General features: G+C 63.9%; 11 protein-coding genes. 10 read left to right on the top strand and 1 reads right to left on the bottom strand.

Annotated features, from left to right (window positions below; translation table 11 throughout):
* Positions 1-160 precede the first annotated feature (160 nt).
* The 9 genes from IEY43_RS15285 to rpsN all read left to right on the top strand — a co-directional run bounded on the left by IEY43_RS15285 (position 161) and on the right by rpsN (position 7,317).
* Complete coding sequence (locus IEY43_RS15285; protein WP_188949441.1) at positions 161-1,387, top strand: ABC transporter substrate-binding protein; 1,227 nt, start codon at positions 161-163, stop codon at positions 1,385-1,387.
* A 15-nt stretch (positions 1,388-1,402) separates the two neighbouring features.
* Positions 1,403-2,626 (top strand): ABC transporter substrate-binding protein, encoded by a 1,224-nt coding sequence (locus IEY43_RS15290; protein WP_188949443.1) that lies wholly within the window; start codon positions 1,403-1,405, stop codon positions 2,624-2,626.
* The gene (locus IEY43_RS15295; RefSeq protein WP_188949445.1) at positions 2,623-3,762 is read left to right on the top strand and encodes an ABC transporter ATP-binding protein; all 1,140 of its coding nucleotides are present in this window, start codon (positions 2,623-2,625) and stop codon (positions 3,760-3,762) included. Before IEY43_RS15290 ends, IEY43_RS15295 begins: the two co-directional genes overlap by 4 nt.
* The gene (locus IEY43_RS15300) at positions 3,759-4,685 is read left to right on the top strand and encodes an ABC transporter permease (protein WP_188949447.1); all 927 of its coding nucleotides are present in this window, start codon (positions 3,759-3,761) and stop codon (positions 4,683-4,685) included. Before IEY43_RS15295 ends, IEY43_RS15300 begins: the two co-directional genes overlap by 4 nt.
* The gene (locus IEY43_RS15305; protein ID WP_188949449.1) at positions 4,686-5,477 is read left to right on the top strand and encodes an ABC transporter permease; all 792 of its coding nucleotides are present in this window, start codon (positions 4,686-4,688) and stop codon (positions 5,475-5,477) included. It begins immediately after the preceding gene.
* Positions 5,478-5,739: 262 nt separating this feature from the next.
* On the top strand, positions 5,740-6,267 hold the full coding sequence (locus IEY43_RS15310; protein ID WP_229777439.1) for a MarR family winged helix-turn-helix transcriptional regulator: 528 nt from the start codon (positions 5,740-5,742) through the stop codon (positions 6,265-6,267).
* 331 nt (positions 6,268-6,598) lie between these two features.
* Positions 6,599-6,835, top strand: a complete 237-nt coding sequence (rpmB, locus tag IEY43_RS15315) for a 50S ribosomal protein L28 (protein ID WP_188949451.1) — start codon at positions 6,599-6,601, stop codon at positions 6,833-6,835.
* 2 nt (positions 6,836-6,837) lie between these two features.
* A complete protein-coding gene (rpmG, locus tag IEY43_RS15320; RefSeq protein ID WP_022874359.1) occupies positions 6,838-7,008 on the top strand; it encodes a 50S ribosomal protein L33 in 171 nt (56 codons plus the stop codon).
* Positions 7,009-7,011: 3 nt separating this feature from the next.
* On the top strand, positions 7,012-7,317 hold the full coding sequence (rpsN, locus tag IEY43_RS15325) for a 30S ribosomal protein S14 (protein ID WP_047119909.1): 306 nt from the start codon (positions 7,012-7,014) through the stop codon (positions 7,315-7,317).
* A gap of 60 nt (positions 7,318-7,377) precedes the next feature.
* Here the strand turns inward: rpsN and IEY43_RS15330 are convergent, their stop codons facing one another.
* The gene (locus IEY43_RS15330) at positions 7,378-7,989 is read right to left on the bottom strand and encodes a DnaJ family domain-containing protein (protein ID WP_188949453.1); all 612 of its coding nucleotides are present in this window, start codon (positions 7,987-7,989) and stop codon (positions 7,378-7,380) included.
* A gap of 132 nt (positions 7,990-8,121) precedes the next feature.
* Between IEY43_RS15330 and IEY43_RS15335 the strand changes: the two genes are divergently transcribed.
* Positions 8,122-9,114 (top strand): SDR family NAD(P)-dependent oxidoreductase, encoded by a 993-nt coding sequence (locus IEY43_RS15335; protein ID WP_188949455.1) that lies wholly within the window; start codon positions 8,122-8,124, stop codon positions 9,112-9,114.
* Positions 9,115-9,274 lie beyond the last annotated feature (160 nt).

Here is a 9,274-nt window from a genome sequence, read left to right on the forward strand (position 1 = left end):
GAAAGGGGTTGATTGATAAAGTTTTCGACGCTATGGGGCGGATTTTCGTATGGAATCTTTTGTCGAGGTCTTGTCACTGCCCCGTCGACCTGACAGGATGTTCCACAACACGTTCCGTGTGATCGATCGCACACCTGCGATGAGAGATGGGGGATGGACGATGTCGCACTCGCAAAAGCTGCCGCAGGATCCGAACATTCGAGCGCTGGTCAGCGCCATGAGCCAGCGCAGCCTCAGCCGCCGCTCGGTACTCGGCGCCGCCGGGGCCCTGGGGCTGGGTGGACTGCTCGCCGCCTGCGGCACCGGGGGCAGCAAGACCGGGGTCGCCGCAGGCCCTGCCGCGGCCGATATTTCTGCCTCGGACCCGACGTTGAACTGGGCCAACTGGACGCTCTACCTGGACTACGACGATGCTGCCAAGGCCTATCCGACGCTCGAAGCATTCACCAAGCAGACCGGCATCAAGGTGAACTATTCGGAGGACGTCGACGGCAACGACACCTATTACGGCAAGGTGCAGGCCCAGCTGAAGTCGGGGCAGGACATCGGCCAGGACATTTTCACGCTGACCGACTGGATGGCCGGGCGCGTGATCCGCCAGGGCTACACCCAGGCGCTGGATCCGGTGAACATCCCGAACAGCTCGAACCTGCTGCCGAGCCTGCAGAACGTGGACTTCGACCCGGGCCGCGAACACTCGCTGACCTGGCAATCCGGCTACGCCGGCATCGCCTGGAACAAGGCGAAGTACCCCAAGGGGCTCAAGAGCGTCGCGGATCTGTGGGACCCGTCGCTGAAGGGCAGGATCACGGTGCTCGACGAAATGCGCGACACCATGGGTCTGCTGATGCTCCAGGACGGCGTGGACATCTCCGGCACGTGGGGGCAGGACGAATTCCAGAAGGCGCTGGAGGTGCTGCGCGGGAACATCGACAGCGGCCAGATCCGGCAGGTCAAGGGCAACTCCTACAAGGAGGACTTCATCTCCGGCGACGCGATCGCCGGCATCGTCTGGTCCGGGGACCTGGTGCAGATGAACTTCGAGAACGACGACCAGTGGGAGTTCGTGATCCCCGAGGCCGGCGGCACGTTGTGGAGCGACAACCTGATGGTCCCGGTCGGCTCCCCGCGCAAGGCCAATGCGGAGAAGCTGATGGACTACTACTTCCAGCCGGAGGTCGCGGCGCAGGTCGCCGCCTACGTGAATTTCATCTGCCCGGTGACCGGCGCCAAGGAAGCGATGGAGAAGATCGACCCGTCGCTGATGGCGAATCCGCTGATCTTCCCGGCCGAGGAGGATCTGGCCAAGGCCCACGTCTTCCGGTCGCTGGACGCGGACGAGGAATCGAGTTTCGCCGCAGATTTCCAAAGCGCCATCGGCGCCTAAATCTAGGAGTATGACATGACGCGCCAACGCGCTATCAACATCCAGCGCCGGCGGCTGTTGCAGGGCATCGAACAGGCACAGGCTTCGCGCCGCTCGGTGCTGGCCGGAGCGGCAGGCCTGGCCCTGGCCGGGCTGTTGTCCGCCTGCGGAACCAAGGGCAGCAGTGCCGGGCCGACCGCGGCGCTGACCCCCGCCACCGACCTCTCGGACAGCGAAGCCGTGGTGAACTGGGCCAACTGGACCCTGTACCTGGACTATGACGACAAGGCCAAGCACTACCCGACGCTGGAACGCTTCATGCGAGAGAGCGGGCTGAAGGCCACGTACGTTGAGGACATCGACTCGAACGACTCGTACTACGGCAAGGTGCAGGCCCAGCTGGCCGCCGGGCAGGACATCGGCCAGGACCTGATGGTCTTCAGCGACTGGATGGCCGAGCGCGTCATCCGCCAGGGCTACGCCCAGGAACTGGACCACGCCAACATCCCGAACATCAAGAACCTGCTGCCGGCGCTGCGCGACGTGCGCTTCGACCCGGGACGCAAGAAGTCGCTGACCTGGCAGTCCGGCTACACCGGCCTGGTATGGAACAAGGAAGCGTTCCCCAAGGGCCTGCGCAATGTCGAGGACCTATGGGACCCGGCGCTCAAGGGCCGCATCTTCGTACTCGACGAAATGCGCGACACCATGCCGATGCTGATGCTCGACGACGGTGTGGACATCGCCGGAGCCTGGGGACAGGACGAGTACGGGCGCAGCCTGGAGGTGCTGGATCGCAACATCCGCAACGGCCAGATCCGCCAGGTCAAGGGCAACTCCTATAAGCAGGATCTGATCAGCGGGGACGCGATCGCCGGCCTGTGCTACTCGGGCGATATCACGCAGCTGAACTTCGAGGAGGGCGGCAAGTGGGAGTTCGTGCTGCCCGAGCGCGGGGGGCTGCTGTGGAGCGACAACTTCCAGGTGCCTATGGGTTCGCCGCACAAGAAGAACGCGGAGAAGCTCATGGACTTCTACTACCAGCCCGACGTGGCTGCGGAAGTCGCCGCCTATGTGAACTACCTCTGCCCGGTGCTCGGAGCCCAGCAGGAGATGGAGAACTTCGATCCCGAGCTCGTGGAAGACCCGTTGATCTTCCCGTCCGAAGAATTCCTTTCCAACACCAGCTCCGAGCGCGAGCTGTCGGTGGAGGAAGAAACAGATTTCCAGAACCAATTCCAGGAAGTGATCGGGGTATGAACGCGAATCTTGCACCCACCCTGCCGGCGACCCGCACCTCAGGGGCGGATCTTGAGCTGCGCGCCGTCACCAAGCGCTTTGCCGAGTTCGTGGCCGTCAAGGAGCTGGACCTGCTGGTCCCCTCGGGCACGTTCTTCGCGCTGCTGGGCCCCTCGGGCTGCGGCAAGTCCACCACGCTGCGCATGATCGCCGGTCTGGAGGCGCCCAGCGAGGGCAGCATCTCGATCGGCGGCGCGGACGTGACCTCGCTGCCCAGCCACAAGCGCCCGGTCAACACGGTGTTCCAGTCCTACGCGCTGTTCCCGCACATGAGCGTGCGGGAGAACGTCGCGTTCGGGCTCAAGCGCAAGAAGGACCCGGAAGCGATGGCCAAGGCCCAGGCCGGGCTGGACATGGTGGAGCTGGCGCACCTGGCCAACCGCAAGCCGGCCCAGCTTTCCGGCGGCCAGCAGCAGCGCGTGGCGCTGGCCCGCGCGCTGGTCAACCGTCCGCAGGTGCTGCTGCTCGACGAGCCCCTGGGGGCGCTGGACATGAAGCTCCGCCGCCAGATGCAGCTGGAGCTGAAGACCATCCAGACCGAGGTGGGCCTGACCTTCATCCACGTGACCCACGACCAGGAGGAGGCCATGACCATGGCCGACGTCGTCGCGGTCATGAACGAGGGGCGCATCGAGCAGATGGGCCCGCCGCGCGAGCTCTACGAGCTGCCGCGCACCGCCTTTGTCGCGAACTTCCTGGGCAAGTCCAACCTGATGCGCGGCGAGGTCACCGGCCAGCGCGCCGGGCTGCTGGAGGTCGACGTCGCCGGGCGCAGCGTGCTGCTGCCCGAGGAGCGCGCGGTGCAGGCTAGTGGCCAGGTGGTGGTGGGCGTGCGCCCGGAGAAGATCACCATTGACCGCAGCTCCTCCGGCGCCGCGCACAACGAGCTGTCCGGCACCGTGATCGATGTGTCCTTCACCGGCACCACCACCGAATACCTGGTGGATGTGCCGGGCATCGGGCGCATCGGCACCTTCTCGCAAAACCGCGGGCAGCAGCCGGCGGCCGTGGGGGACGCCGTCTACCTGTACTGGGAAGCGGACTACTCCTTCGGCCTGGCCGGCGACGAGCGCATGGATGCGGGGGTGGAACAATGACACAGACCATAACCAAGTCCGGGCTGAGCGACCTGCGCAGCAAGGACGAGATCCGCGCAGAGCGCCGCAAGGGCCGTACGGGTGTGTATCTGGTGGCTCCGGGCCTGCTGGTGCTGGCGCTGTTCTTCGCGCTGCCGGTGGTGGTGCTGCTGGCCATGAGCCTGTACGTGAAGCCGCCGGGTGCGGAGATCGGCGAATTCGTGCCGGGCTTCGAGATCGGCAACTACGCCACGGTGCTCTCGGCCTACTGGCCCGAGTTGCTGCGCTCCTTCGGCTTCGCGCTGATCGCCACCGTGCTGGCGCTGCTCATCGGCTTCCCGATGGCGTACCTGGTGGCGGTGAGGCTGCGCGAGAAGCCGCTGCTGCAGGGCATCTTGCTGGTGCTGCTGATCGCGCCGTTCTTCTCCAGCTTCATCCTGCGTACGCAGGCCTGGAAGCAGATCCTGGCCGACGAGGGCTTCATCGCCCAGACGCTGAAGTTCGTGGCGATCTTGCCGGCCGACGGCCACCTGACGGCGACACCCTTCGCCGTCGTCGCCGGCCTGACCTACAACTTCCTGCCGTTCATGGTGCTGCCGATCTACGCCAACCTGGGCCGGCTGGACACCCGGCTGCTGGAGGCCGCCGGCGACCTGTATGCCAGCCCGGTGAACTCCTTTGCCAAGATCACGCTGCCGATGAGCGCCCCGGGCATCTTCGCCGGCACGCTGCTGACCTTCATCCCCGCCGCCGGCGACTACGTGAACGCCGCGCTGCTGGGCAACAACCGCAACACCACGATGATCGGCCAGGTGATCGATTCCAGGTTCTTCAAGGTCATCGACTACCCGGGGGCGGCCGCGTTGAGCTTCATCCTCATGCTCTCCATCCTGATCCTGGTCACGATTTATATTCGGCGTTTCGGCACCAAGGAGCTGATGTAAATGAAACTGGGACGCTGGTTTGTTCCCGTCGTCGGCGGCTTGGCCTTCGTCTACCTGCTGGTGCCGATCGTCTACATCTTCGTGTTCTCGTTCAACGATGCGGGCCGCACCAACCTTGAATGGCGGGGCTTCACCTGGGACAACTGGGCGAATCCCTGCGGCGCTCCGGCGGTGTGCGAGTCGCTGGCGAATTCGCTGCAGGTCGGCATCGTCGCCACGCTGATCGCCACCGCGCTGGGCACCTGCATCGCGCTGGGCCTGGTGCGCTACAAGTTCCGCTTCCGCAAGCTGACCGACGTGCTGATCATCTTGCCGCTGGCCACCCCGGAAGTAGTACTCGGCGCCTCGCTACTGGCGCAGTTCCTGAACCTGGGATGGGAGCTTGGCTACTGGACCATCGTGATCGCGCATACCGTGTTCTGCATGTCCTTCGTGATCGTCACGGTCCGCGCCCGGGTCTCCTCGCTGGACCCGCGCCTAGAGGAAGCCGCCGCCGATCTCTATGCCTCCCCTCGGCTGGCTTTCTGGAAGGTGACCTTCCCGCTGCTGCTGCCGGGCATCGTCGCGGCCGCGCTGTTGAGCTTCGCGATGAGCTTCGACGACTTCATCATCACGAACTTCAACTCCGGGAACTTCCAGACCTTCCCGAAGTTCATCTACGTTTCGGCGACCCGCGGCATCCCCGCGCAGGCCAACGTGATCGGCTCGGCGATGTTCATCATCGCGCTGCTGGTGGTGATCATCGGCCAGATCATCAGCTACCGCAAGAAGAAGCAGCTGGAAAAGATCTAAGCGCACCTGTTACAGAGGGAATCTGGCACATCCAGGTTCCCTCTTGCGCGTCCCGGCGGCGCCGTGCCGCGGCTTCGTGCTGCCGACCGGGGAGGAAATCACCTACCCTGGGCCCCGCAAGCCGCTTCCTTCCAAGCGAGTGGCAAAATGCTGCCCGCATGGCGCGCTGCGCGGCGATGCCCCGGCCGGCAGGTTGAAACAGCGCGGGAGCGTTTGCGGCCCTGCAGCGCAATACCGCCGATCCGCTTATATGCTGGGAGTCATGCACGACCGAGGATGGGACAACTTCATGGGCAAGACGCCAGTTTGGCTTTCGGAACAGGAGCGCGAAGCGTGGCTGGGACTGAATGCGGTGCTGACGCTGCTGCCTGCCGCCCTCGATTCGGACCTGCAGCTGCTGGAAGGCATCACCCTTTTCGACTACCACATGCTGGCGATGCTCTCGGAGTCCGCAGACCGCAAGCTGACCATGACCAAGCTGGCTTCGCACACCAGCGCCTCGCTCTCGCGCCTGTCGCACGTGGTGAAGAAGCTGGAAGTGCGCGGCTGGGTGGCCCGCGAGCAGTCCGCAGAAGATGCCCGTGTGAAAATCGCCTCATTAACCGACGCCGGTTGGGAAGCTGTGGTGCGCATGGCCCCCCGCCATGTGGCCACAGTTCGCTCACTGCTCTTCGAATCGCTCGATGACAAGGACGTTAATGATCTTCGACGAATTACCCGCAAGTTGACTGCGGGGATGGACCCGGATCATTGGATCCTGCAGGACCCCTCCGCGGATTTGGAACCCTGAGGAATTCTCGATAAGCTAATCTGGCGTTAATCGCGTATGCCGTAATGCCAATTTTTTGGGATCTTGGCATGCACGAATAGCCCGTAATACCGAATGTCGCAACCCACTGAGTACGGGGAAAATGCTCGATCGGCTGCGAAGTTCACCGTCTTACATACTTTAAGGCTCTTCGGTTGGTTCTCACCCAGCCTGGTTTCTTCCTAGTGTGCAGTAATAACGGTGTTTCACTGGTTGGCGGGACTCATAACGCAGATGTGGTGCCGAGATTCACTTATGGGCAGCACGCGCGAGTACCGCCGAATTTTTACTACTAACTAACTAAGGAGTGATCATGGCAGCTGTTTGCCAGGTAACCGGTACTACTCCGGCCTTCGGACATAGCATCTCCCACTCGCACCGTCGCAACAAGCGTCGTTTCGATCCGAACATCCAGAAGAAGACCTACTACGTGCCTTCGCTGCGCCGTAAGGTGACCCTGACCCTGTCGGTCAAGGGCATTAAGGTCATCGATGCCCGTGGTATCGACGCTGTTGTTACAGACCTGATTGCGAAGGGTGTGAAGCTCTAAAAATGGCAAAGAAGGATAAGGACGTACGTCCGATCATCAAGCTGAAGTCCACCGCCGGCACCGGTTTCACTTACGTCACCCGTAAGAACCGTCGTAACGACCCAGACCGCATGGTTCTGAAGAAGTACGACCCGGTAGTCCGCAAGCACGTAGAATTCCGAGAGGAGCGCTAAGACATGGCCAAGAAGTCCAAGATCGCAAAGAACGAACAGCGCAAGGTCATCGTCGAGCGCTACGCTGAAAAGCGTCTCGAACTGAAGAAGACCCTGATTGATCCAAACGCCACCGACGAGGCTCGAGAAGCAGCCCGCGTCGGCCTGCAGAAGCTTCCACGCAACGCTTCCCCAGTGCGCGTCCGCAACCGCGACGCCATTGACGGCCGCCCGCGCGGTACCTTCCAGAAGTTCGGTATCTCCCGTGTTCGCTTCCGCGACATGGCACACCGTGGTGAGCTTCCGGGCATCACCAAGTCTTCCTGGTAAGACCTGCAAGTCTTCTGACTTAGCGAAAGCCGCTCTCCTTCGGGAGGGCGGCTTTCGCCTTTAACCCTGCTTCCTGCGCCGCCACCAGCGGCGCTTGGCCTGCTCAGGGTCTTTCTCGGGAGCCGGGGTGGCGCAGTGGCAGCGCTGCTGCCAGGCCAGGACTTCGGCCGTGGCGTCGCGCAGCGCGGTGATCACCGGAGGCCCGCCAAGGAGCTGGCGCCGGGCCTCGACGACACGCTGGTTGAAGTCTTCGATGTGCTCGCGCACCGCGGCCTCGCTGGGCAGCTGGTCCAGCGTCTGGTCCATGTGCTCATCCTCCACGCGCAGGGTCAGCGCGGGCGGGCCGAGGCCGGAGATCTTCTCGCGATGCATCATCGACTTCAGCCACCAATCCGGATCGGTGGTGCTGGTGATATGGTCGATGTTCTTGCCGGCCAGGGCGAGGTTGTCGAAGTCGCCACGGGCGAAGGCCTCGTCCAGCACGGAGTTCGCAACCTCCCAGGCCTCGTCCTGCGCGTAGAACTGCAGGGGAGTGCGCGGAGCCTTGTCCACCGGCGCCATGCCGGTGGCGTCGGCGTATTCATCAACCGGCAGCGGTTCGCCAGCCGACTGGCTCATCTTGTAGCGGGCGGCATTCAGGGCCGCGTCTTCATCAGGCTTCGGGACACCCATGGCCCCATTTTTCCACCGTGCCACCGGGCGATCAAGGATCCCGGCCGCGTGCTGGCGGGCTCGGCGTATTCACAGCGGAACCGTATCGAGCCTTCCGGGGCCCGCCGCGGGAGGCATAGTAGCGTTGAATGCATGCAGCAAGCCACCGCTAGACACTCAGCACCCCGATACGTACAGCCGCTGGGCGACGTCCACGCCAACCGCGCCCGCTGGGCCGGCCTGGGCCGGGGCAAGACCGCCGTGGTGACCGGGGCCAACGCCGGGCTCGGCTTCTTCAGCGCGCTGGCCCTGGCCGACAGCGGGGCCACCGTGTTGATGGCCTGCAGGAACCAGTCGCGGGCCGAGCGCGCCGCGGCGCAGATCCGCCGGCGGGTGCCGTTGGCGCAACTTGAGTTCATGCAGTTCGACGCGGATTCCATGGCCTCCGCGGTGGGCCTGGCCGCCGAGCTGCGCGGGCGCCGCATCGACGTGCTCGTCGCCAACGCGGGCATCATCCATACCCCGCCCACACGCCAGCCCGGGCTGCTGGGCTACGAGCAGGTCATGACGACCAACGTGATCGGCCACGCCCGGCTCCTGGGGGAGCTTGCTGCAACTTTTGCGGCGCATCCCCTGCGCTTCATCGCGTTGGGTTCGATGTCCACCCTGATGCTCCAAGCGGACTTGCAGAACCTGAAGCTGGATCGGGACTACCACCCCTACCGCGCCTATGCGCAGTCCAAGGCGATGCTGCAGGGAATCGGGCTGGCTCTGGACCGGCGCCTTCGACAGCTGTCCTGGCCGAGCCGCTCCATCACGGTGCACCCGGGCTATTCGGTCTCCGGGCTGACCCCGCAGATCCCCGGCGTCAACGAGCCGGGCTTCGGCAAGCGCCTGCAGGGGCAGCTGCAGGCCGGTTTCGCGCAGGGCAAACACCAGGGTGCCGTCGCGATCGTCGAAGCGGCGCTGAACCCTCACCTCGCCTCCGCCCCGACTGGCGTGTACCTGGGACCGAAGTACGTCTCGAAAGGCCGAATTGCACTGGCCAGCCCGGCAAAAATCACCCGGAGCAAGGACCTGCACCAGCGTGCCTGGGAACTGTTCAAAGAGGCGAACGACGGATTCGACCCGTTCGCACACGGCTGATCACGTGAACTATCACACCTCGAATCGTGGGAGAAACTCCGGGGATTCCGCGGATTGATGCAGGAAATGACGGTTGTTGCTGGTAAGTTCATCTCTGATAAGTCCGTGCGACCGCGCGGCGTTCGAGGTCTGAATCGGGCCTTGGACCACTAGTCCAGGA

Origin of the sequence: Glutamicibacter protophormiae, from assembly GCF_014647495.1 — a bacterium.
Taxonomy (GTDB): domain Bacteria; phylum Actinomycetota; class Actinomycetes; order Actinomycetales; family Micrococcaceae; genus Glutamicibacter; species Glutamicibacter protophormiae.

Coding starts and splice junctions, on each gene's coding strand:
- rpmG (WP_022874359.1), top strand. CDS start 6,838: ATGGCAAAGAAGGATAAGGACGTACGTCCGATCATCAAGCTGAAGTCC.
- IEY43_RS15310 (WP_229777439.1), top strand. CDS start 5,740: ATGCACGACCGAGGATGGGACAACTTCATGGGCAAGACGCCAGTTTGG.
- IEY43_RS15300 (WP_188949447.1), top strand. CDS start 3,759: ATGACACAGACCATAACCAAGTCCGGGCTGAGCGACCTGCGCAGCAAG.
- rpmB (WP_188949451.1), top strand. CDS start 6,599: ATGGCAGCTGTTTGCCAGGTAACCGGTACTACTCCGGCCTTCGGACAT.
- IEY43_RS15330 (WP_188949453.1), bottom strand. CDS start 7,989: ATGGGTGTCCCGAAGCCTGATGAAGACGCGGCCCTGAATGCCGCCCGC.
- IEY43_RS15290 (WP_188949443.1), top strand. CDS start 1,403: ATGACGCGCCAACGCGCTATCAACATCCAGCGCCGGCGGCTGTTGCAG.
- IEY43_RS15285 (WP_188949441.1), top strand. CDS start 161: ATGTCGCACTCGCAAAAGCTGCCGCAGGATCCGAACATTCGAGCGCTG.
- rpsN (WP_047119909.1), top strand. CDS start 7,012: ATGGCCAAGAAGTCCAAGATCGCAAAGAACGAACAGCGCAAGGTCATC.
- IEY43_RS15295 (WP_188949445.1), top strand. CDS start 2,623: ATGAACGCGAATCTTGCACCCACCCTGCCGGCGACCCGCACCTCAGGG.
- IEY43_RS15305 (WP_188949449.1), top strand. CDS start 4,686: ATGAAACTGGGACGCTGGTTTGTTCCCGTCGTCGGCGGCTTGGCCTTC.
- IEY43_RS15335 (WP_188949455.1), top strand. CDS start 8,122: ATGCAGCAAGCCACCGCTAGACACTCAGCACCCCGATACGTACAGCCG.